The 21,741-nt window shown below is 71.2% G+C and carries 16 protein-coding genes; 8 read left to right on the top strand and 8 right to left on the bottom strand.

Annotated elements, in window-relative coordinates; translation table 11 throughout:
- Window positions 1-22: 22 nt before the first annotated feature.
- The 3 genes from ASC60_RS22025 to ASC60_RS22015 all read right to left on the bottom strand — a co-directional run bounded on the left by ASC60_RS22025 (window position 23) and on the right by ASC60_RS22015 (window position 4,481).
- Window positions 23-898, bottom strand: a complete 876-nt coding sequence (locus tag ASC60_RS22025; RefSeq protein WP_055553618.1) for an ABC transporter permease — start codon at window positions 896-898, stop codon at window positions 23-25.
- Window positions 895-3,690 (bottom strand): alpha/beta fold hydrolase, encoded by a 2,796-nt coding sequence (locus tag ASC60_RS22020; protein WP_055553617.1) that lies wholly within the window; start codon window positions 3,688-3,690, stop codon window positions 895-897. Before ASC60_RS22020 ends, ASC60_RS22025 begins: the two co-directional genes overlap by 4 nt.
- Window positions 3,691-3,950: 260 nt before the next feature.
- Window positions 3,951-4,481: a TerD family protein gene (locus ASC60_RS22015; protein ID WP_055553615.1), complete on the bottom strand. Its 531-nt coding sequence runs from the start codon at window positions 4,479-4,481 to the stop codon at window positions 3,951-3,953.
- Window positions 4,482-4,709: 228 nt separating this feature from the next.
- Here ASC60_RS22015 and ASC60_RS22010 point away from each other — a divergent pair, with 228 nt between their 5' ends.
- Window positions 4,710-5,078 carry a BlaI/MecI/CopY family transcriptional regulator gene (locus tag ASC60_RS22010; protein ID WP_009720553.1) on the top strand — a complete coding sequence of 123 codons (369 nt, stop codon included), beginning with the start codon at window positions 4,710-4,712 and terminating at the stop codon, window positions 5,076-5,078.
- The gene (locus ASC60_RS22005; RefSeq protein WP_055553613.1) at window positions 5,075-5,986 is read left to right on the top strand and encodes a M56 family metallopeptidase; all 912 of its coding nucleotides are present in this window, start codon (window positions 5,075-5,077) and stop codon (window positions 5,984-5,986) included. The genes ASC60_RS22010 and ASC60_RS22005 overlap by 4 nt, the downstream gene beginning before the upstream one ends.
- A 46-nt stretch (window positions 5,987-6,032) precedes the next feature.
- Here the strand turns inward: ASC60_RS22005 and ASC60_RS22000 are convergent, their stop codons facing one another.
- Window positions 6,033-6,401, bottom strand: coding sequence for a DUF305 domain-containing protein (locus ASC60_RS22000; protein WP_055553611.1), 369 nt, complete (start codon window positions 6,399-6,401; stop codon window positions 6,033-6,035).
- A gap of 280 nt (window positions 6,402-6,681) precedes the next feature.
- On the opposite strand from ASC60_RS22000, the gene ASC60_RS21995 reads away from it, so the two are divergent.
- Window positions 6,682-9,690: a SpoIIE family protein phosphatase gene (locus tag ASC60_RS21995; protein WP_234357069.1), complete on the top strand. Its 3,009-nt coding sequence runs from the start codon at window positions 6,682-6,684 to the stop codon at window positions 9,688-9,690.
- A 21-nt stretch (window positions 9,691-9,711) separates the two neighbouring features.
- Here ASC60_RS21995 and ASC60_RS21990 read toward each other — a convergent pair whose 3' ends face one another.
- A complete protein-coding gene (locus ASC60_RS21990) occupies window positions 9,712-10,599 on the bottom strand; it encodes a dihydrodipicolinate synthase family protein (RefSeq protein ID WP_055553609.1) in 888 nt (295 codons plus the stop codon).
- A gap of 283 nt (window positions 10,600-10,882) precedes the next feature.
- Here ASC60_RS21990 and ASC60_RS21985 point away from each other — a divergent pair, with 283 nt between their 5' ends.
- Window positions 10,883-11,803, top strand: a complete 921-nt coding sequence (locus ASC60_RS21985) for a 2-hydroxyacid dehydrogenase (RefSeq protein ID WP_199831020.1) — start codon at window positions 10,883-10,885, stop codon at window positions 11,801-11,803.
- 56 nt (window positions 11,804-11,859) lie between these two features.
- On the opposite strand, the gene ASC60_RS21980 is transcribed toward ASC60_RS21985, so the two are convergent.
- Window positions 11,860-12,144 (bottom strand): hypothetical protein, encoded by a 285-nt coding sequence (locus ASC60_RS21980; protein WP_055553607.1) that lies wholly within the window; start codon window positions 12,142-12,144, stop codon window positions 11,860-11,862.
- 137 nt (window positions 12,145-12,281) lie between these two features.
- On the opposite strand from ASC60_RS21980, the gene ASC60_RS21975 reads away from it, so the two are divergent.
- Complete coding sequence (locus ASC60_RS21975; protein WP_055553605.1) at window positions 12,282-12,650, top strand: arsenate reductase family protein; 369 nt, start codon at window positions 12,282-12,284, stop codon at window positions 12,648-12,650.
- Window positions 12,651-12,732: 82 nt separating this feature from the next.
- On the opposite strand, the gene ASC60_RS21970 is transcribed toward ASC60_RS21975, so the two are convergent.
- A complete protein-coding gene (locus tag ASC60_RS21970; protein ID WP_199831019.1) occupies window positions 12,733-14,364 on the bottom strand; it encodes an AMP-binding protein in 1,632 nt (543 codons plus the stop codon).
- Window positions 14,365-14,700: 336 nt separating this feature from the next.
- Between ASC60_RS21970 and ASC60_RS21965 the strand changes: the two genes are divergently transcribed.
- The gene (locus ASC60_RS21965) at window positions 14,701-16,707 is read left to right on the top strand and encodes a M6 family metalloprotease domain-containing protein (RefSeq protein ID WP_055553602.1); all 2,007 of its coding nucleotides are present in this window, start codon (window positions 14,701-14,703) and stop codon (window positions 16,705-16,707) included.
- Between the two features lie 73 nt (window positions 16,708-16,780).
- On the opposite strand, the gene ASC60_RS21960 is transcribed toward ASC60_RS21965, so the two are convergent.
- On the bottom strand, window positions 16,781-18,163 hold the full coding sequence (locus tag ASC60_RS21960) for a M28 family metallopeptidase (RefSeq protein ID WP_055553600.1): 1,383 nt from the start codon (window positions 18,161-18,163) through the stop codon (window positions 16,781-16,783).
- A gap of 363 nt (window positions 18,164-18,526) precedes the next feature.
- Here ASC60_RS21960 and ASC60_RS21955 point away from each other — a divergent pair, with 363 nt between their 5' ends.
- Window positions 18,527-19,093 carry a hypothetical protein gene (locus ASC60_RS21955; RefSeq protein ID WP_234357068.1) on the top strand — a complete coding sequence of 189 codons (567 nt, stop codon included), beginning with the start codon at window positions 18,527-18,529 and terminating at the stop codon, window positions 19,091-19,093.
- A 31-nt stretch (window positions 19,094-19,124) separates the two neighbouring features.
- Window positions 19,125-21,741: type I polyketide synthase (locus ASC60_RS21950; protein WP_159043297.1), on the top strand; the 2,617-nt coding region annotated here is incomplete at its 3' end.

The following is a 21,741-nucleotide window of genomic DNA, read 5'->3' as shown; positions in this document are numbered from 1 at the left end:
CACTGCCCCCCGGTTTCGGCCGCTAGGACACCACGTCCTTGCGGCCGAAGCCGCGGAAGGCGAGGGCGACGAGCACCAGCGCGTACGTCACCGACACCGCCGTCCCCTTCAGCATTCCACCCCACTCCAGGTGGGGCTGGAGCGCGTCGGCCCAGGCGAACTGCCAGTGCGCGGGCAGGAACTCGCGCCAGGAGCCCAGCGCCGTGACGGCGTCCAGCACATTGCCCACGATGGTCAGCCCGACCGCACCGCCCACCGCGCCCAGCGGTGCGTCCGTCACGGTCGAGAGCCAGAACGCGAGGGCGGCGGTCACCAGTTGGGACAGGAAGATGTACACGACCACCAGGGCGAGCCGGGCGAGGGCGTCGCCCGCGCCCAGCTCGCCACCGGTGGGCAGGCGCAGCGGCCCCCAGCCGTACGCGACCGTGCCCACCAGCAGCGCGACGAGCGGCAGCAGCACCATCGCGGCCGCGCTGAACGCCAGCGCCACGGCTAGCTTTCCGGCCAGCAGCCGGGCCCGGGGCACGGGCGCGGCGAGCAGATAGCGCAGCGAGGACCAGTTGGCCTCCGAGGCGACGGTGTCACCGCAGAACAGCGCCACGGGCACGACCAGCAGGAAGGCCGCCGAGACGAAGAGCGCGGTGGCCGCGAGGTTGGCGCCCGATGAGGTGGCGGTTTCCATCAGGGTCACGCGGTCGTCCCGCCCGTCGGGAGTGCCGCCGATCGCGAACGCGGCGACGAGGACGAACGGCAGCGCGGCCAGCACCACGCCCATCACCAGGGTGCGGCGGCGGCGCAGCTGCCGTACCGCCTCGACCCGCAGGGGCAGGGTGTGGCGCGCCCGGTAGCCGGGCGCCGCCTCCGTCGCGGAGCTCGCGGAGCTCACGGAGTCGCTCATGCGGAGCCTCCTTCGATCAGCGTCAAGAACGCGTCCTCCAGGCGCCGGTTGGGCCCGAAACTGGTCACCGGGATCTCCAGCCGCACCAGTTCGGCGAGCAGCCGCGCCGGGGTGGCGCCGTCGATCAGGACGAGCAGTCCGGCGTCGGTCCGCGCCGCGGAGGTGATGCCGGGCAGGGCGCTCACCTTGTCGACCAGGGCGTCGCTCAGTTCGCCCTCGTGGCCGACCAGCAGGCTCTCCCCGGTGCCGGTGATCTCCCCGACCGGGCCCGCCTGCACCAGCCGGCCACGGTCCATGACGACCAGATGAGTGCAGGACTGTTCGACCTCGGCCAGGAGATGGCTGGAGACGATCACCGTGCGGCCGTCGGCCGCGTACCGGATCATCACCTCGCGCATCTCACGGATCTGGGGCGGGTCGAGCCCGTTGGTCGGCTCGTCCAGGATGAGCAGATCCGGCAGGCCCAGCATGGCCTGGGCGATGGCGAGCCGCTGCCGCATGCCCTGGGAGTACGTGCGCACCGCGCGCTCCAGCGCGTCGCCGAGCCCGGCGATCTCCAGCGCCTCGTCGAGGTGCGCGTCCTCGGCGGGCCGTCCGGTGGCGCGCCAGTACAGCTCCAGGTTGGCGCGTCCGGTCAGATGCGGCAGGAAGCCCGCGCCCTCGACGAAGGCACCCACCCGGGACAGGACGGGCGCGCCGGGCCTGATGGCCTGTCCGAAGACGCGGATCTCCCCGCCGTCGGGGCTGATCAGCCCCATCAGCATGCGCAGCGTGGTGGTCTTTCCGGCGCCGTTCGGGCCGAGCAGGCCGAGCACCTGTCCCTTCTCGACGCGGAAGGAGAGGTCGCGTACGGCGTACCGGTCGGCGGACTTGGCGTAACGCTTGCTGAGGTCGGTGATCTGCAGCGGTACGTCGGCCAGCGCCGGGTCGGACGGTGGCGCGGCCATCGGCCGACGGCCGGTCAGCAGCAGGGCGAGCGCCACCACCGCGCCGCCCAGCGGCAGCCCCCACACCCACCACGGCAGCGAGGCGGACTGGGTGTGCACCCCGGGCGCGGTGGGCACGGTGAGGCCGTCGCCCGCAAGTGCGACGCGGTACGTGGCGGGCCGCGCCGGGGACGCGTAGCCGAGGTCGGTGGAGGCGAGCACGAGCCGCAGCGAGTGGCCCGCGATGATCTCGTGGTCGACGGCGGGCAGCCGGAGCGTGACGGTCTTCCCCTTCTTCGCGTCGGTGACGCGTACGGGGGCGACGAGCTGGGAGGGCAGCACCTGCTGTCCGTCCGGCCCGACGTCGTACACCTTGGCGAACAGCACGGCGTCGTCGGTGTCCGCCCGGACGCGGACCTTCACCTCGGGCGTCCCGGTGATGCGCAGGGGTTTCCCGAGCGGTGCGGAGTCGAAGCGGGCGAACTGGCCGGGGATGTCGAGGGAGAGGCCGATCCCGAGCGAGGACGCCTGGGACAGCGCGGCGATGCCCGGCACCGTGGAGACCGACGGCGGTCCGCCGCCGGGCGGATTCGCGAACGACTGCTCGCGGCCGCGCAGCGCCACGGTTCGCCGGCCGTTCTCCAGTCCGGGGTAGCGATCGCCGGTGGCGCCGCGCATCTGGAGGGCGCCGTTGGTGGAGTCGACGCCGCCGGCGCGGGTGACCCGGAAGGCGGGCCCGGTGTCGGTGCCCCGGTCGCCCTTGAGGTAGCGGTCGAACCAGTCCCGGGTGCGTGCCTGGACGCGCCCGGTCTCGCGGTCACCGCCGTCGTGTCCCCCGTCCGTCCAGTCCACGTCGACCGGGGCGCCGTTGGCCTTGATCGCCTTGGCCATCGCATCGGCCTGGCCGAGCGGGAAGAGGGAGTCGGACTGGCCCTGGAAGATCAGCGTCGGGGTCTTGATCCGGTCGGCCACGGCGGACGGGCTGCGGGCCTCCAGCATGCGACGGGCCGCCTCGTCCGGCTTCCCGGCGACCGCGACGCGCTCGTACATCGCGCACAGTTGCTTCTCGAACCGTCCGCAGCCCTGATCCCGCCCGTCCGCGGTGGCCGGGGCGCTCGGGGCGCTCGGGGCGGCCTGACCGCCCTGACTTCCCTGACCGCCTTCGCCGCCTTCGCCGCCCTGGCCGCCCTGATCGCCTCCGGGCGCGTTCTGGGACTCCTGGGAGCCCTGGCCTTCCTGGCCGCCGCCGGAGAGACCGGCCGAACCGGTGGTGAAGAAGAGCCCGGCCCACAGCTTCTTGAAGACGCCGTTCGGGAAGAGCGCGTCGGCCAGGTTCCAGTAGGTGATCTCGGGCGCGATGGCGTCGACCCGCCGGTCGTACCCCGCGGCGAGCAGCGCCAGCGCGCCGCCGTACGAGGCACCGGCGACGCCCACGCGAGGATCGCCCCGGGCGTCGAGCCGCACCTCGGGCCGCTTCGCCAGCCAGTCGATCAGCCGCCGGGCGTCGGCCACCTCATGGTCCGGGTCATTGATCCCGATCTTGCCTGTCGACCTGCCGAAGCCACGGGCCGACCAGGTCAGCACGGCGTAACCGTCCCGGGCCAGGCCCTCGGCCTGTGGCCGGACGTCCTCCTTGCTGCCCCCGAAGCCATGGGCGAGCAGCACCGCGGGGCGGCGGCCCCGGCCCGCGGTGAAGTACGAGGTGTCGAGGCGCGTCCCCGGCATGTCCAGCACCCGGTCCTCACGGTGCACGGCGGGCGGGTCGTCGGCGGCTACGGCGGCCCAGGTGCCCGTGCCCGCGAGGACGGCGACGGCGGCCGCCGTCGCGAGCAGCCGCCGACCGCGCAGGGTCTTTCGAAGATCCATGACAGAACCCTAGGCATGAGATGCCGACGTCGGAGCTGACATCAGACGGATTCCGTCCTGCTTCTCAAGGAGTATCCGGCCACGCGCCGTACAGCGAGTGCGGTACGCCGCCGAGGCCGTCGGCCGGCGGGCCGCTGCGGGGCGGTCCGGCGGCCGCGCGCTCAACGGCGCTGTCGCGGGACCGCTGTTCCGGGCGTCGATGATGCACATCGGCCCGTAGCGGGGTACGCGCGGGCGGCTAAGAAAGCGCGCAAGCGCGGTCAGGAATAGTCCTTGCCCATCACACTCGTAAAGGTTTCCGGGTCGACGGTGAATCCGCGGATGCCACCGCGGATTCCCCATTCCCCCGATTCGTCCCGGGCGAACTCCGCGACCGTGGCCGCTGTGGCCCCGGAGACGCCGGTGAAATCGGATTCCAGCAGCTCCGTATATCCCTCGACAATCCGGACGCTGACATTCCGGACATCGCCGAAGGTCTTCCGCCCGGCGCTCTGCTGGATGGCCACCCCCACCACGACGCGGGAGTACTCCTCCGACAGCCGCTCGAACTCCAGCGTCATCGCCTCGTCGGTGCCCAGCCCCTGGCCCGTGCGGCTGTCCCGGTTGAGGTAGATGGTGCCGTCGGGCGACCGGCTGTCGAAATGCACCAGGTACGCGGGTTCACCGTACGGATCGGACGCACGGTAGGTGCCGGCGACGATGTCGAGATCATTGGCCGGTTCACCACTGGCGCTGGGGTCCCACTTGAGCGCCACCTCGATTTTCCCGAGCCCCTTGTTCAGACCACTCATCCAGACTTCCCTTTCGCCTCACCGGTGTTGAATACGCGTCCGGTCAATCCTATCGTGCGCATGGCCAGTTGAGGCTTTGGCCAGGGACGGAGCGCCCGGCGCTCCGGGTGCCCGGCGATCTTCCCGGGCCGCCCGGCATTCCCCCGGTGCCCCTCCCGCGAGGGCGGCTCTCTACTATGGGCCTCCGTACTAACGGAGGTAAGCGTCTGACGGCGGAAGGAAGCGTCCATGCGGCGGCTGGGGGATCTCGAGGCGGAGATCATGGATCGCCTGTGGACATGGCGGCGTCCGGCGACGGTGCGGGAGATCGTCGACGACATCAACACACAGCGGCCGGTCGCCTACACCACGGTGATGACCGTGGCCACCATCCTCTACAACAAGGGCTGGCTGCAGCGCGGCAAAGAGGGCCGGGCCTGGCTGTACTCGCCGGTGCGCAGCCGTGAGGAGTACTCCGCCGCGCTGATGGAGGACGCGCTGGGCACCAGCCAGGACCGCCCCGCGGCCCTCGCCCATTTCGTCGAGCAGATGGGCCCCGAGGAGGTCAGCGCCCTGCGCAAGGCGCTGCGGGCGGCCGGGCGGCGGAACCAGGAGTGATTCCGGCGCTCGCCCTGGCCTGCTACGGGGCCGCGGTCGGCACCCTGGCCCCACGGGCCCTGCTGCGCAGCGCCTGGCCGCACCGCTCCCCCACACTCGCCGTGGCCGCCTGGCAGGGACTGAGCGCGTCGTTCACCGTCGCGCTGGCGCTGGCCGCTTACCACCTGGCCGTCCCGACCGGACACCTCGGCGCGGGGATGTCCGGCTTCCTCCACTTCTGCGGGCTGACCTGGCACGCCCGCGTTCCGCTGCCCGCCCCCTTCGACGTCCCGGCCGCCGTGCTGCCGCTCCTGGTGGCGCTGCTCACCCTCGTCCGCTTCGGCCACGAGGTGCTGCGGGCGCGGCGGGCCCGCTCCCGCCACATGGGCGTGCTGGACGTGGTCGGACGGCGCTCGGCACGGCTGCGCGCCACCGTCCTGGACCACGAGCTGCCCGCCGTGTACTGCCTGCCGGGCCGCTGTCCGCGCGTGGTCGTCAGCACGGGCGCGCTGCGCGCGCTGTCCGGTGCCCAGCTCGACGCCGTACTGGACCACGAGCGCGCCCACATCGCGGGCCGCCACCATCTGGCGCTGGCCGCCGCCGAGGCGTTCGCCAGGGCCTTCCGGTGGCTGCCGCTGGCGCGGGCCGCCCGGGAGCAGACGGCGATGCTGCTGGAGATGGCGGCGGACGACCGCGCGTTGCGCCGTCACCCGCGCGAGACACTCGCCACGGCGTTGTACGAGATGGCGGCGGGCCGCACCCCCCGCGGGGCGTTCGCGGCCGGTGGCCCCGGCGCCCTCGTACGGCTGCGCCGCATGCTGGGCCCGTGCCACCGCCCGCATCCCGCCCTCCGGCTCGCGGTCGCCACTGCCGCCGCGACCCTGCCGCTGCTGCCGGTGGTGATCGGCTGCGCCCCGGGGGTGATGTAGCCCCCCGGGCGCGGCGGCCGCCCCGATCGACAGCCGGTCGAGCCGATCAGAGCCGGTCGAGGATCTTCCGCAGGGTGGTCGCCTCGGCGGACTGGTTCTTGATGTCGTCCCCGGCGAGCTTCTTGGCCTTGGCGTTACGCCCGCTCTTCTGCTCGTCCTCGGCCATGGTGATCGCGCCCTTGTGGTGGTCGATCATCATCTGCGCGAAGGAGACGTCCGCGTCGTTGAAGTCACCCGACGCCGGAGTGGCGGTGGCCTTCGCGGAGGCGGAGGAGTCCTTGCTCCCGTGATCCATGCCCTTCATGTCGTCGTTCCCGCCGCAGGCGGCGAGCAGCAGTCCGCCCGTGGCGACGATGCCCACCACCGCCAGGCGGCGGCCTCGGGGACGGCGGAGTGCGTGCTGGAAGTTGGTCATGCCGATGTTCCTCATGCCGTGTGTGATGCCGGTGCTCCCATGTCCGCGTTCTGCCGGGTGGCGGGGGTACGGCCTGTATCCGCAGGACCGACAAGGTGGCGAGGCCGGGACTCGGCGGGGGAAGGGCGGGCCGCGGCCCACCGGCCGCCGGGGCAGGGGCCGGGCGACGGGATGCCCCATTGAGGGTGAAACGCCTGAAAATGCGGATATAACCTTATAGAGAGACTGACCTCGAGGGCCGGGCCGGTTTGTCCGGGCCTCGCAGAGCGCAGGTGATCGCGTGGGTGTAAACGATCGGCACCCGGCACAGGATTACGCCCCGGCACAGGAGCATGCCCCCGTCTGGGAGGCGGAGCGGGCACGGCTGAGTCTGCTCGAAACCGCGAGCGAGGGGCTGGACTACGCGGAGTTGCTGCGGCTGGCCCTCGACCATCTGGTGGCCGGGCTTCAGGGCCTGGGCGGCATGGCGCATCTGCGCAGGCCGGACGGTCTGGGGCTGCGGCTGGTGGCGACCTGTGGTCTCAGCGGTTCGCTTCTCGGACCGTGGCAGACCCTGGAGTGGGGCGAAACGGCCGCTCCGATGGCCGCCTTCCACGACGGCACCGCCGTCTGGGCCGCCGACCCGGCAGGCCGCGATTCCCTCGCCCGGAGCATCCCGCCGGGTATCTGCATGGCGGCCGTCCCGGTGCCGATGACCGCCGGGGCGCCGCTCGCGGTGCTGTCGGTGCTGACCTCCACGCCGCGGGTGGGGGACGCGGCCCAGCGCGCCCTGGCCCGGACCGTCACCGGCTGGCTGGCCCGGCGGCTGCGGCTGCTGGCGGAGGGGGCCCAGGACACCGGCCGGGCGCGGCGGCAGGAGGAACGCCGGGCGCGGGAGGAGCGGTCCACTCCCTGGCTGCAGGGGGCGCTGCGTACGGCCCGGATCGGCGCCTGGGAATGGGACCTCCGCGGCGCCACCCTGACCTGCGACGATCAGGCGCAGACGCTGCTGGGGTTCGAGCCCGGCACCTTCGACGGCCAGGTCAACACGTGGCTGAGCGCCATCCACCCCGAGGACATGCCCTGGGTGCAGACGGTCTCCACCGCCGAGTCGCTGCGCGGCCGCAGCGAGTACAGCGTCGAATACCGGGTGCGGAAGCCCGACGGGACGTACCGCTGGGTGCAGGCGCGCGGGACCGTGACGTCGCTGACGGACGGTCTCCCGACCCGGGTGGTCGGCACGCTGTGGGACATCACCGAGACCCGCCGTTCCCGGGACGCCTTCAGCCGTGCCCTGCGGTACATGGGCGACGGGTTCCTGGTGGTCGACGAGGACGGGCGGATCACGTTCGGCAATGTCGAGGCCGAGCGTTTCCTCGGGGCGTCCGGGGAACTGCGGGGCCAGGTGCTGTGGGAGCTTCCGCGGGCGCGGGCGATCGGCGTGGAGCCGCGGTTCAGGCGGGCGGCGGCAGCGCGGGCTCCCATCGACTTCCACGCCCGCTGGCCGAGCAGCAACCGCTGGTACCACATCCGGCTGGTCCCGGTGCCCGACGGGATGACGGTGCACATCACGGATGTCACCGACCGCCGGGCGCTGGACGCCGAGCGCTCGGCCGCCGCACACGCCGCCGCCGAGCGCGCCACCCGGATCGCGGAGCTGACCAGTGCCTTCGCCGAGGCGCTGACCACGCGGGACGTGGTGAAGGCGGTGGCCGACCGGGTGCTGCCACCGTTCGGGGCGACCGGGCTGATCTGCCAGCTCATCGAGGACAAGCGACTGCGGGTGGTGGGTTCCACCGGCTACTCGGACACCTTCCTCGGCTTCCTCGACAACATTCCGGTGCCGGCAGCCCCGCTCCGCTCGCCCGTCGCCGAGGTCCTCGGCTCCCGCAGCCCGCTGTTCATCTCCTCGCCCGAGGACTACGCCAAGCGCTTCCCCGACGTGGGCGGCTATCTGTCCCTGAGCGGGAAGAAGGCGTGGGCCTTCCTGCCCCTGGTGGCCTCGGACCACCGGGCCGGTTACTGCGTCGTCTCCTTCGACCGGCCGCGCCACTTCAGCGAGGAGGAGCGCACCCTGCTGATCGCGATCAGCGGGCTGGTCGCCCAGGCGCTGGAGCGGGCCCGGCTGTACGACGCCGAGCACACCCGTGCCCAGGAGCTGCAGCGCGGGCTGCTTCCCCGTACCCTGCCCGCGCTGCCCGCCGTCACGGCCGCCGCGCGCTATCTGCCGGCCGGGGAGGGCATGGAGGTGGGCGGCGACTGGTACGACCTGATCCCGCTGTCCGGGGAGCGGGTCGCGCTGGTCATCGGCGACGTCATGGGCCACGGGCTGTCGGAGGCGGCCACCATGGGGCGGCTGCGCACCGCCGTGCACACACTCGCCGATCTGGAGCTGCCTCCCGATGAGCTGCTGACGCATCTCAACGACCTCGTGGGCGCGCTCGGCGACGACTTCTACGCCACGTGTCTGTACGCCATCTACGATCCGACCACCAGCGTGTGTGCCTTCGCGTGCGCGGGTCATCCGCCGCCGGCCATCATCCACCCCGATGGCACGGTGCACTCCCCCGGTTTCTCCCCCGACCCGCCGCTCGGCGCCGCGACCCCGCCGTTCGAGACCATCGAGGTGCAGCTGCCGGAGGACAGCATCCTGGTGCTGTGCACGGATGGGCTGATCGAGTCCGCGACCCGGGACATCGACCGCGGCATGGCGTATCTCTCCCGCACCCTGGCCGACGCGCTGGCCACGACACCGGACCTGCTTCCGCGGCCGAGCGCCACCGGTGGCGGTTCGCTGGTGGACGGGGGCGGGGACCGTGTCCTCGGCCATCTCGACCGGCTGTGCGACACGCTCGTCGCCGCCCTGCTGCCCGAGCAGTCGCGCACCCAGGACGACGCGGCGCTGCTGGTGGCCCGTACGCATTCGATGACCGCGGACAGCATCGCGTCGTGGCGGCTGCCCGATGCGCCGATCGCCGCCGGGGAAGCCCGCCACCACGTCCGGGACCAGCTCGGCGCCTGGCAGCTGGACGAGCTGGCCGTGACCACCGAGCTGCTGGTCAGCGAGCTGGTCGGCAATGTGGTCCGGCATGCCAAGGGCCCGGTCAGGCTGCGCCTGCTGCGCAGCCGCAGCCTGATCTGCGAGGTGTCGGACGCCAGCCCCACCATGCCGCGGATCCGCCGGGCCTCGTACACCGACGAAGGCGGGCGCGGCCTTCAGCTGGTGTCCGCGCTCTCCCACCGGTGGGGCACCCGCTTCACCCCGACGGGCAAGTGCATCTGGGCGGAGCAGTCGCTGCCCGCGGGCTGATCGCTCGAGGGGCGGGCCGGGTCAGGCGGCCGGGCCGCCGGACACCTCGCCGGCCAGCGCCTCGATGTCGGCGGCGGTCGCCGGGTCCGGGTCGCCCACGGTCATCCGGGAGGCTCCGGCGGGCAGTCCGCGGGACCTCTGGGCGTGCTTGATCCGGCCGATGCTGGGGCCGAGGAGACCGACGGTACGGTCCACCCGGTCCTGGAGGGCGGCGAGCCGGGCCGGGTCGGTGGTGTCGTCGCGCAACGCCGCGGCCAGGTCGAGGAAGGGTTCGGGGAAGGCGGCCGAGCAGCCGGAGACCACCCCGGCGCCACCGGCGGCCAGTACGTCGGCGAGCCGCTGGTCGTTGCCGGAGTAGACCTCGAACTCCTCCGGGAGTTCGGCACGGTAGGCGGCCACTTCGGTCGAGGGGGTGCCGCTCAGCTTGACCCCGGCCAGCCTGCAGGAGGCGGCCAGCTTGCCGAATTCCACGGGCCCGACCGTCAGACCGCTGCGCTCGGGGAAGAGGTACGCGTACAGCTGGACATCGGGGGCGGCGAGCCGGATCCGGCTGAAGTAGGTCTCGAGTTCGTCCGCGCTCGCGGGCAGGTAGTACGGAGTGAGCGCGGCGACGCGGCGGACACCGGCAGCCACGGCGGCCCGGACGAGCCGGACGGCGGTGTGCGCGTCGGCGGCGCCGATGTGCGCGATCACGCCGTCGGCACCCGCCTCCTGCAGCGCGGTCTCGACCAGCAGCAGCCGCTCGCCCTCGCTCAGCGCGGGGAACTCTCCGGTGGTTCCGGCCACGAGCAGTTGTCCGGTGGTGCGGGCGGCGAAGCCGTACTGGTCGCGTGCCGCGTCCAGGTCGAGATCGCCACTCGGGGTGAACGGCGTGGTGAGCGCGGTGACGACGGTGCGCTGACGGTCCATGGGCCTGACTCCTCACTCGGAAAACCGTTATCCGTTTTCGGTTAACCGTTGACAGAGATCGTAACCGTGGCGAAAACTCATGCCGCTCCCCAGGGCCCCACCACATCACTCCATGAGCCGCATGTGATGTCCGAACATCTCGTGGCCCTGTACCACCTGAATCGATCTCGGCGCCGACGAGCTGCGCCGGCTGCTGCCCGGCCACCCCGATCTGCGCATCACCGAGATCGGATCGGACGAGGCCCCGCACGACCACCGGGACGCGCTCGCCGATGCCACCATCGTGCTCGCCCCGCTGGAGAAGGAGCGCAGGATCTCCGCGGAGCTGCTCGACGGGATGGAGCGCTGCCGCCTCGTACAGTCGGTGGCCGTCGGCTTCGACGGTGTCGACCACCTCGCCGCCGCCGAGCGCTCGATACCGGTCGCGAACCTTCCCGGCTTCAACACCGACGCCGTGGCCGACTGGACCGTGGGCGCCCTGCTCTCCCTCCTGCGCCGCTACGCGGCGGGTCACGCGAAGATCGAAAACGGTGGCTGGGGGCCCGAGGGGCTGCGGGGACGCGATCTGTCCGCGCTCACGGTGGGCATCGCCGGGTTCGGCAGCATCGGCCGCGCCGTCGCGCGCCGCCTCGACGGGTTCGGCAGCGACGTCCTGGTGCACGACCCGGTGCCCTCCGAGCCGGACCGTACGTATGTGAGCCTGGACGAGCTGGCCTCGCGCTCGAATGTGCTGACGCTGCACATGCCGCTGAACGAGGCCACCCGTGGTGTCGTCGGGGAGGACCTGCTGTCCCGGATGCCCCGGGGCTCGTATGTCCTCAACGCCGGACGCGGCGGCGTGCTGGACGAGGACGCGCTGGCCGGGGCCCTGGACTCGGGGCAGCTGGCGGGCGCCGCGCTCGATGTGTTCGCCGAGGAGCCGCTGCCCGCCGACTCCCCGCTGCGCGGCCGGTCCGAAGTGCTGCTCACCCCGCACACGGCCGGGGTGACGGTCGAGGCGTACCACGCCATCCGGGCGCGGCTCGTCGCGAGCGTGGACCGGGTGCTGACGGGCGAGGCCCCGCGCAATGTGGTCAACGGCGTCATCGGCGGCGGCCATCGCGGGCGTCCTCTCCCCGCTGCTGCCCGGCGCCGCCGCCTATGCGTGCCTGCTGCCGAAGGTCGAGCGCCTGAAGATGGCGGGGTGAGACGGGAATCGGAGTGATGGGGCGGGCCCCCGCCGCGCCCCGGTGAAGAGGGCGCGGCGGGGGCCCTGATGGGTCAGCGGTCGCTTTCCTGGAGGAGCGAGCGCACCATGCGGCACGTGGTGTTGGACGGCGGGTGCACCCCGATCCGGACCGCGGTGGCCCGTATCTTGCGGTTGCGCGCCTGCTCGGGGCGGTACACACCGGAGTTGAGCAGGGCGATGGCCAGGCGCATGGCCTTCAGCCGGCGGTTGTGGGTCTCGTACCACTCACGCGGACGCCCGGCGGGCATGCGCTTCTTGGGCAGGGTCGTAAAGCTCGGCAGGTCCGGAAGAGGGGTTGTGGCAGCGGCCATCGGCATCCTCCTGGGACAGTCGGTCTCGCTCTCTTTCACTGCCTCTATTCTACGGCGGGGTACTGACAAAGCAGCCTGGTCAGACGCCAGATGACCGGGATCCAACGGGCGTGGCGGGAGGTGTCTCGCGGTACGGTTGCACCATGGAGATCTGGATCAATCCGGCGTGCTCGAAGTGCCGCAGCGCGCTCAGTCTGCTCGACGCGGAAGGCGCCGGGTACACCGTCCGCCGCTACCTGGAGGACGTCCCCAGCCCGGACGAGATCCGTGGCGTACTGGCCCGGCTCGGACTCGAACCGTGGGACATCACCCGGACGCAGGAGGCCGCGGCGAAGGAGCTGGGGCTGAAGGACTGGCCGCGCGACGAGAGCGCGCGCGACCGCTGGATCACGGCGCTCGCCGAACACCCCAAGCTGATCCAGCGGCCGATCATCACCGCCGACGACGGTTCCGCGGTGGTGGGACGGACCGAGGAGGCGGTGCGGGAGGCGCTCTCGCGCTCCACGGAGTGACCGTGGCGCGCCACGAGTTCGGCCCTGGTCCCCGTGGAGCACACGGGGACCGGGGCCCACGCCGTAGGGCGTATCCGCCGCCTCAGCGGCTCCGGCCGGTGGTCGGCTGCGAACGCAGCAGGAAGCGCTGTGTCTTGCCGCTGGAGGTCTTGGGCAGCTCGTCCACGAAGTGGATCCGCCGCGGGTACGCGTGCTTGGCGAACCGGTCCCGCACGAGCTGCTGCAGCTCGGTGACGAGCGCCTCCCCCGGCCGGGCACCGGGGCCCAGGACGACGAATGCCTCGATGACCTCGCCGTAATCGTCGTCGGGGATGCCCACCGCGGCGGCCTCCGTCACGGCGTCGTGCTCCTGCAGCGCGCTCTCCACCTCGAAGGGGCCGATGCGGTAGCCCGCCATCAGGATGACGTCGTCGCCGCGCCCGGAGAAGAACAGATCGCCCTCCTCGTCCTGCGCCGCGGTGTCGCCGGTGTAGAACCACCGCCCGTCGGGGCTGAACTTCTCCGCCGTACGCTCGGGAGCGCCCAGGTAGCCCTTGAACCACATCAGCGGGCTGTCCGCGATGTCGATCGCCACCCGGCCCGGGACACCCGTCGCCGCCTGTGCGGAGTTGGTGTCCTCGCGCAGGATCTTCACCGACCAGCCGGGCAGCGGGCGGCCCATGCAACCGGACTTGAGGTCGGTGCGCAGCACCTCGTTCCAGGCGTGGGCGATGACCATACCGGTCTCGGTCAGGCCGTAGTGGTCGCGTACGGGGACGCCGAGAGCCTCGCGCGCCCAGTCGACGATGTCCGGGGGCAGCGGTTCACCGGCCGCGGAGCAGCAGCGCAGCCGCAGGTCGCCGGGGGCGGCGCCTGATGCCCGCAGCTTGCGGTAGACGGTGGGCCCGGCGGTGAAGTTGGTGACGCCGTAGCGGGACAGCACGTTCCAGGTGTCCTCGGCGGAGAACAGACTGTTGAACAGCAGGCTGCGGCGGCCGAGGGCGAGCGGAGCGATGATGGCGTAGTACAGGCCGTAGGCCCATCCCGGGTCGGCGGCGTTCCAGAACACATCGGTGGACTGGTGGTCCAGGCCGAACTCCTGGTACATCGCGAAGCCCGCGACGGCGTTCAGCGGGATCGGGACGGCCTTCGGGGTGCCCGCGGTGCCGGAGGTGAACAGCTCCACAATGGTGGCGTCGCCGCCCACCGCCACCGGCTCGGGCTGCGCGGTGTGCGACTCCAGCAGCTCCGAGAAGGCGAGGTCGGTGCCGGTGACCGGGCCGGTCGTGATGATATGCCAGGGCCGCTCACCGGGGAAACCGGCCTCGGGGCCCAGCTTCGGGCGCTGATCGGCGTCGGTGATCACGGCCTTGGTGCCGTTGCCGATGGTGCGCAGCGCGATGGACGGCGGGGCGAACGCGGTGAACAGCGGCACCTGGACGGCTCCGAGCCGCCAGATGGCGAGGGACGCGATGAGCAGTTCGGCGGACTTGCTCATCAGGGTGGCGACCCGGTCACCCGCTCCGACGCCCAGGGCGGCCAGGGCGCTTGCCATGCGCGACGAGCGGTCACGGAGCTCACCGAACGTCATGTCATGGCCCGTCAGGTCCTTGCTCACCACGGTGAACGCCACGGCGTCGGACGGATGCCGGTCGCACAGCAGGTACGCGGTGCACGCCGCTGGCTCACCGAAGGTCTTGAGCAGGTCAGCCATGCGCTGTTCTGGGCTGGTCAAGAGGGCTCCTTGGACTGGTTTCCACACGTCGCGCCATACAGGAGGTCGGCGGCACCTTCCCGTTGGCCTGTACACGCTATCGCGCTTTTCGATGTGCTCAGCAGCCGTGTGCGGGGGGATTCCAACTCGTCAGCGCGGTTTCGGCATACCGGGTTCCCGTCGCGGCCGCGTCGCGGCTCGGTGGCGGCTGCGTCGCGGCTCGGTGGCGGCTCGGTCGCGGAAGCCACAGCGGCACTCTGGCGTCACCCCGGCCCCCGGCCTACCGTGGCAGCGGTAAGTGATACCGCTCGTACGGCTGGTCATGTCTGAGTACACCTTCCGGACAAGAGGTGAGCCTTGTTCCTCCGCCGAAGACGCGTCCGCCGATTAACTGTCGTCGCCACACTCCTCGCCGCCCTGGCCGCCGTCGCGGCCGGCCCCGCGGGGGCCGCTCCCGACCGTACGCCGAGCGCCCGGCCGCCCCTCGTCGACCCGATCGACCCGCAGCGCTGGCGCAACCCCGACGACATGACATGGGCCGACTACCGCGCGGTCCCCGGCACCCGCTGGGCCGACCCGGACGTCAAGCCCACCCGGCGCACCTTCAAGGGCGCGCTGGTGCTCCTGGACTACCCGGACGAGGAGTTCACGGTCAGCAAGCCGGCGGGCTCGACCCTGTTCGGCAACCCGCAGCCGTCCGCCTCCGGCATACCGCGCGACCGCCTGCCCCAGTTCTACGAGGACTTCCTCAACGAGCCCGGCGCGCTCAACCACGGTCACACCATCAACGAGTACTGGATGGAGGACTCCGGTGGCCGCATCGGCGTCGACCTGACGGCCTTCGGGGTGTACCGCATGCCCGCGAAGTCCTACCAGTACGGGGTGGAGGACTCGATGAACCCGGGCACCTGCCCGGCCGGGGAAACCTGCGACATGGACATCCGGGCCGATGGGAAGGCGGCCTGGACCGCCGACGTGGGCGGCGCGGAGACCAAGAAGTTCGACTTCGTCTTCTATCTCACCGCCGGGCAGGACGAGTCGTCCACCTGGCAGGAGTTCGGCCAGATGAAGTTCGCCGACCGGCAGGACATACCGGCCGTGTGGGGTCCGCCGGTCGCCACCGGGAGCAACGCGGCGGCGACGCGCTACGTACCGTGGACGTCGTGGCAGGCCGCGGCCCGTATCTGGCCCAACGCGGAGGACGGCTCGTCCCTCCAGACCGAAAGCTCCGGCATGGCCGTGTACGCCCATGAACTCAGCCACATCCTGGGCATAGGCGACAACTACAACAACCCCTACGGCACCCCCCTCAGCCGCTCCTACACCGGTATCTGGGGCATGCTCTCCCGCGGCTCCTTCAACGGCCCCGGCGGCCCGCACACCCGGTGGCGGATACCCGCCACCGCCGGGGGGTCGATGGGCGCCCAGCATGTGCTGCGCGACAAGCTGAAGCTGGGCATCGTGGACGAGAAGAACGTGCTGCGCCTGGACCGGGACGCGCTGGCGGGCTCCGGTCCAGCGGTCGCCCGGGTCACGGCGCGTTCCGCGCCACCGGGCGAGAAGGGGCTCGCGGGTGTCGACATCACCATGGGCAGGGATCTGTCACCGTCCTGCGACGGCAAGACCGACCCTCTGTGCGACGGCGGCGGTTACGACAACTACACCGTCGAGGTCGTGGACCGCATGGGCATGGACTCGTTCACCCCGGACAACGGCGTGCTGATCACCAAGACGAAGAACAAGGACCAGGCCCCGTTCGCCTGGGTGGTCGACGCCCACCCCGAGGACATCGACATGGTGGACTTCCAGCGCCCCGACGGCACGACGCAGAAGATCACCATGGGCGACTACCGGCAGCTCAGCGACGCGCTCTTCCACGCCGGGGCCGACTCCGGCAGCCAGTACGAGTACATCGACCAGGCCAACCGGCTGCACTTCTACGTCCTCGACCTCGAGCGCGACCGGTCGGGCGTGCTCTCGTACACCATCGCGGTCACATCCCTGGACGGCTCCGGGCCGCAGCGGCGCGGCGTCGACCTGGACCGTGGCGTGGCGAAGGGCCACCCCTCGAAGGGTAGCGCCACGTGCACTTTCGACCTCGCCAACACCGGCCGCGCCGGAAACGCGGGCGCCCACCTGGACTCGGATGTCTACCGGCTGTCGGCCACGGCCACCGGCCGGGGCTGGTCCGCGTGGCTGCCCAACCGGCTCGCCACCGCCAAGGCCGGATCCTCGGTGGATGTGGGCGTGGCCGTGACCGCGAAGAAGGGGGCCGACAGGCACGGCAAGGTCGTCCTCACCGCCCGCTCCGAGAGCGACCCGCGCAAGACGGCCACGGCCATGTGCGCGGTGCGCACACCGTAGGGGCGGTGGCTGTACGCACGGGGATCCGGAGGCGGCCCGCCGGGACACCGGCGGGCCGCCCCCGTACGTACCGTCAGTCGGAGTGCAGGGGCACCCGGAGGGTGTCCGGTTCGCAGCCGTGCGTCCCCGCGATGATCCGCGCCGCGCCCATGGTGAGCGGCACCAGGCTCTGCTGGTCCACCTTGTCGGGGGTGTCCCTCGGGTCGAAGATGTACATCGGCGTGGTGATCAGCTGCACCAGCGGCACACCTGTGTAGTAGAAGTACGCGCCGTCGGTGGCCGGGTTCGGTGCGAAGGCGGTCGGCGACAGGATCCACGAGCGGCGCAGGTCCTCGGCCGCGATCGAGTCGGCCACCAGCCGCTCCAGCGCGGGGGCCTGGGTGGTGAACCACCAGCGCACCTCCGGGTCGTCGGTGGGCACGACCTCGCCGTCGACCACGACGGCCTGGCGGGCTGCGTGTTCCAGATGCATTTCGAGGACGACCTGCGGAAACAGCTCCGGATGTGCCGCGATGAACGCCTGGGTGCCCGCGGCCCCGGCCATATGGCCCGACGTCAGCAGGAACAGCATGTTGTGCGGGCGCAGTTCCTGGGGCACCGACGCCCAGAACCTGGCCTGTGCCAGGACGAGCGCCACTCCCGACGCGTCCTCCACCGCCGAGGCCCACGGTCCGTCATGGTGTGAGCCGATGATCACCCAGTGGTCCGAGGCGCCGGGCAGGGTGCCCACCACATTGTGGGTGGTCTCCTCGGTGATGGTGGCATCGGAGATGATCCGGCCCTCGCACGCGCCGGAAGCCATCAGCTCACGGACCCGTTCGCCGTCGCTGCCGCTCAGCCAGATGCCGGGGATCGAGCGCAGCTCGGCGTCATAGGGCCAGTAGAAGTCGCTGGTCTCCCAGGGCACACCGGTGAGCAGTCCGACGTACGCGGTCGCCCCGTCCTTGATGGCGATGTCGAAGTCCAGCACATGCGGAAGGTCGAACGGCACGGTCTGGACCAGATCGGGGAAGACGCCCTCGGGGTCATAGGCGTCGGTGGCCCGGGCCTGTACCTCCGTCTGCGGCAGCTGGGTGAAGCCGATCTCCTGGACGGCGATGCCACCTCCCACGCCCCCGTCCTCCATTCGCACCAGCCGACCCTCGGTGCCGTCGGTGGGGGTGGTGTACGGCAGGGCCAGGCCGGTGAAGCGGGTCACGTCGCCAGGGCGGCCGACGGGCCAGATCTCGAAGGCGGCGGAGCGCGGCCGCCAGATCGGCGTGGCCAGCGGCTCCAGCCGAACGTCCGCCAACCCCGTTTCCCGGAACTGTCCGGCGGCCCACTCCTCGGTCCAGCTGTCGGCGGCATAGCCCGCGCGGCGAATGCCTTGGCTGACGATCAGCTCGATCCAGCCCATCATCTCCTTCGAGGTGGGTGCCCGATCGACGTACTTCTCCAGCGCCGGCCAGCCGTTCATCGCCATCCTCCTTCATCCCGACGTCCGGTTCATGCTCGGCGGGCGGTCTAAAGCTGGGCTAATGGGGCGCGGGCACGAAGCCCGGGCGAGGAGGGCAAGCCGCGCGTTAGAGCACCTTTAGGGACGGCACAAATGATGGTCGCCGTATCCGCTCCAGGGCTCGCCAGTCGGCTCAGCCGCAGGTCAGCGCCCGATCATCCCGATTACTGACCCGATGACTGATGGGAGTCGCGTGTGCGTGGGTTGTGTATGCGTGAGCCGTGTGTGCGTACCGGGAAGGCAGCAGGACAGGGCGCACGGCACCCGGCGCGCCTGACGCGATGGTTGCTCCGTGCCCCGGTCGGTGTCGTCGGGGTGGCCGCCGTGGGCGCGGCCACCATGGGCCTGGTGGCATTCGCCGTCACTCCGGTGAACGCCGAACCGGACACCGGAGAGAAACCGTCGCGCGCCACCACCAATCCGCTGCCCGCGCCACCGCAGATGCGCGCACTGGATTTCCTCCTCGGGTCCTACACCTGCGCATACACACCCCCGCCGGGCAGTAGGGCGGCGGTGATGCACCTGACCACGAGGCGGGCCATGGGCGGGCATTACTACTACACCGACGCGACCCTGGAACCGGGCCATGTGGTCGGCCGGTCGTCGTTCGGATGGGATCCCGTGGACGGAAAGTTCATCGTCCAGTACCACGACAACTGGGGTTCTTCCGCGAACTACTCCTCACCCGGCTGGAGGAACGGCCACCTGGTGTTCAAGGGGCCACTCAGCCAGGTGGTCACCCCCAGCGCCACCGGAAAGACCGACGGCGTGAACATGGACGTGGTGGACGACTACCACATGCTCGGTCCAGGACATTTCAAGGACGCCACGAGTTTCACCTTCCCCGACGGAACCACCTTGCGCGGCAGCTACGACTGCCGTCGCCCATAGCAGTTTGCCGAGGGAAGTGGGTGCGCCGGCCATGGCGAACAATGAAGAGAAGCTTCTCGACTATCTGAAGCGTGTGACGGCGGATCTGCGCCAGACACAGCGTCGTCTGAAGGATGTCGAGTCGGCCGGACACGAGCCGGTCGCCATCGTGGGAATGTCGTGCCGATTCCCCGGCGGGGTGCGCTCCCCGGAAGAGCTGTGGGAACTGGTCGCCACCGAGCGGGACGCCATCACGGAACTGCCCACGGACCGCAATTGGGACCTGGACGGCCTCTTCCACCCCGACCCGGAGCACCCCGGCACCAGCTACTGCCGCGAGGGCGGCTTCCTCGACGACCCCGCCGGATTCGACGCCGCGTTCTTCGGCATCAGCCCACGCGAGGCCCTGGGCATGGCACCGCAGCAGCGGCTCGCCCTGGAGGCGTCGTGGGAGGCCATCGAGTACGCGGGCCTCGATCCGGAATCGCTGCGGGGCAGCCTCACCGGCACCTTCATCGGTTGCGACCACCTCGACTACTGCACGGACGCCTCCCAGGTGCCCGAGGGCTCGGCCGGGTACTTCACCATCGGCAGCTCCGCGAGTGTGGTGTCCGGCCGGGTCGCGTACACCCTGGGGCTGGAGGGCGCCGCGGTGACGGTGGACACCGCGTGCTCCTCCTCGCTGGTCGCCCTGCATCTCGCCTGCCAGGCCATCCGGCAAGGCGAGTGCGAGCTGGCACTGGCCGGTGGGGTCGCCGTGATGTCCTCGACGGCTCCCTTCATCGGCTTCAGCGAGCTGCGCGGGCTCGCCCCGGACGGCAGGTCCAAGGCCTTCTCGGCGAACAGCGACGGCATGACCCTGTCCGAGGGCGTCGGTGTCCTGCTCCTCGAGCGACTGTCCGACGCCCGGCGCAACGGCCACCAGGTGCTGGCGGTCATTCGGGGGACGGCGGTCAATCAGGACGGCGCCAGCAACGGTCTGACGGCGCCGAACGGGCCCTCTCAGCAGCGGGTCATCCGGCAGGCCCTCGCCAACGCCCGCCTGGCCGCCTCCGAGGTGGACGCGGTCGAGGCGCACGGCACCGGGACCACCCTCGGCGACCCGATCGAGGCCCAGGCGCTGCTGGCCACGTACGGTCAGGACCGACCGTCCGGGCAGCCATTGTGGCTCGGCTCCATCAAGTCCAACATCGGCCACTCCCAGATGGCGGCGGGTGCCGCGGGCGTCATCAAGATGGTGATGGCGATGCGGCACGGGCTGCTGCCCGCCTCGCTGCACATCGACGAGCCGACCCCGCATGTCGACTGGAGCACGGGCGGGGTGCGGCTGCTGACCGAGGCGGCGGAGTGGCCTCGGGGTGAGCATCCGCGCCGGGCGGGCGTGTCGTCGTTCGGCATCTCGGGTACGAACGCCCATCTGATCCTGGAGCAGGCCCCGGACGCGGCGGATTCGCCACCGGTAGCCGAGGCGACCGGGGTCGACGGGGTCGTGCCGTGGGTGGTGTCGGCGAGGAGTACGGAGGCGCTTCACGGCCAGGCGGCGGCACTGCTCGACCGGGTGACGGCGGACGACGACGTATCGCCGGTGGAGGTGGGCTGGTCGCTGCTGAAGACCCGCTCGCTCTTCGACCACCGAGCCGTCGTGATCGGGGAAAACCGTGAGGAACTGACGGCGGGCTTGCAGGCCCTGGCCACCGGGGCGGTGCACCCGGCAGTCGTATACCCCGGAGCACCGGCGAGTACTTCGGGACAGACGGTGTTCCTGTTCAGCGGCCAGGGCAGCCAACGCCCCGGCATGGGAGCGGCACTCTACGACCGGTTCCCCGTCTTCGCCGAAGCCTTCGACGAAGTCTGCACCCACCTCGACCCCCACCTCGAACACCCGCTACGCCAGATCGTCTTCAACCACAACCCCCAACAAACAGAACTACTGAACCACACCACCTACGCCCAAGCCGGACTCTTCGCCCTCCACATCGCCCTGGTCCGCCTGCTGGCCTCAGCCGGCATCCACCCGGACACCGTCATCGGCCACTCCATCGGCGAAATCGCCGCCGCCCACACCGCAGGCATCTTCAACCTCCCCGACGCCTGCCACCTCGTAGCCACACGCGCCACCCTCATGGGCCAACTCCCCACCAACGGCACCATGGCCACCATCGCCGCCACCCCCGACGAACTCCACCACCACCTCACCGCAACCAACGGCCAAGTCACCATCGCCGCACTCAACACCCCCACCCACACCGTCATCTCAGGCCCCACCCCACTCGTCCAACAAATCAGCACCACCTGGGCCGAACAAGGCCGCAAAACCCACACACTCACCGTCAGCCACGCCTTCCACTCACCCCAGATGGACCCCATCCTCCAACCCTTCACCCACGCCATCAGCCACCTCACCTACCACCCACCCACCATCCCCCTCATCAGCAACCTCACCGGACAACCCGCCAACCACGAGATCACCACACCCCACTACTGGGCCCAGCACATCCGCCAACCCGTCCACTTCCACCCCGCCATCACCCACACCGCACCCCACACCCACACCTACCTCGAAATCGGCCCCGACCCCACCCTCACCACCGCAACCCAACACACCCTCCACCACCACAACCACCCCACACCCCACCTCACCACCACCCTCACCCACAAACAACCCGAAA

Source organism: Streptomyces sp. NBRC 110028 (assembly GCF_001417735.1).
GTDB lineage: Bacteria > Actinomycetota > Actinomycetes > Streptomycetales > Streptomycetaceae > Streptomyces.
The sequence above is the reverse complement of the archived record's forward strand: the minus strand, read 5'-3'. Positions and strand labels throughout refer to the sequence as shown.

What these genes read in the sequence shown, in the direction of transcription:
- ASC60_RS22025 (WP_055553618.1), bottom strand. Translation starts at nt 898, where the DNA reads ATGAGCGACTCCGTGAGCTCCGCGAGCTCCGCGACGGAGGCGGCGCCC.
- ASC60_RS22020 (WP_055553617.1), bottom strand. Translation starts at nt 3,690, where the DNA reads ATGGATCTTCGAAAGACCCTGCGCGGTCGGCGGCTGCTCGCGACGGCG.
- ASC60_RS22015 (WP_055553615.1), bottom strand. Translation starts at nt 4,481, where the DNA reads ATGAGTGGTCTGAACAAGGGGCTCGGGAAAATCGAGGTGGCGCTCAAG.
- ASC60_RS22010 (WP_009720553.1), top strand. Translation starts at nt 4,710, where the DNA reads ATGCGGCGGCTGGGGGATCTCGAGGCGGAGATCATGGATCGCCTGTGG.
- ASC60_RS22000 (WP_055553611.1), bottom strand. Translation starts at nt 6,401, where the DNA reads ATGACCAACTTCCAGCACGCACTCCGCCGTCCCCGAGGCCGCCGCCTG.
- ASC60_RS21990 (WP_055553609.1), bottom strand. Translation starts at nt 10,599, where the DNA reads ATGGACCGTCAGCGCACCGTCGTCACCGCGCTCACCACGCCGTTCACC.
- ASC60_RS21980 (WP_055553607.1), bottom strand. Translation starts at nt 12,144, where the DNA reads ATGCCGATGGCCGCTGCCACAACCCCTCTTCCGGACCTGCCGAGCTTT.
- ASC60_RS21975 (WP_055553605.1), top strand. Translation starts at nt 12,282, where the DNA reads ATGGAGATCTGGATCAATCCGGCGTGCTCGAAGTGCCGCAGCGCGCTC.
- ASC60_RS21960 (WP_055553600.1), bottom strand. Translation starts at nt 18,163, where the DNA reads ATGAACGGCTGGCCGGCGCTGGAGAAGTACGTCGATCGGGCACCCACC.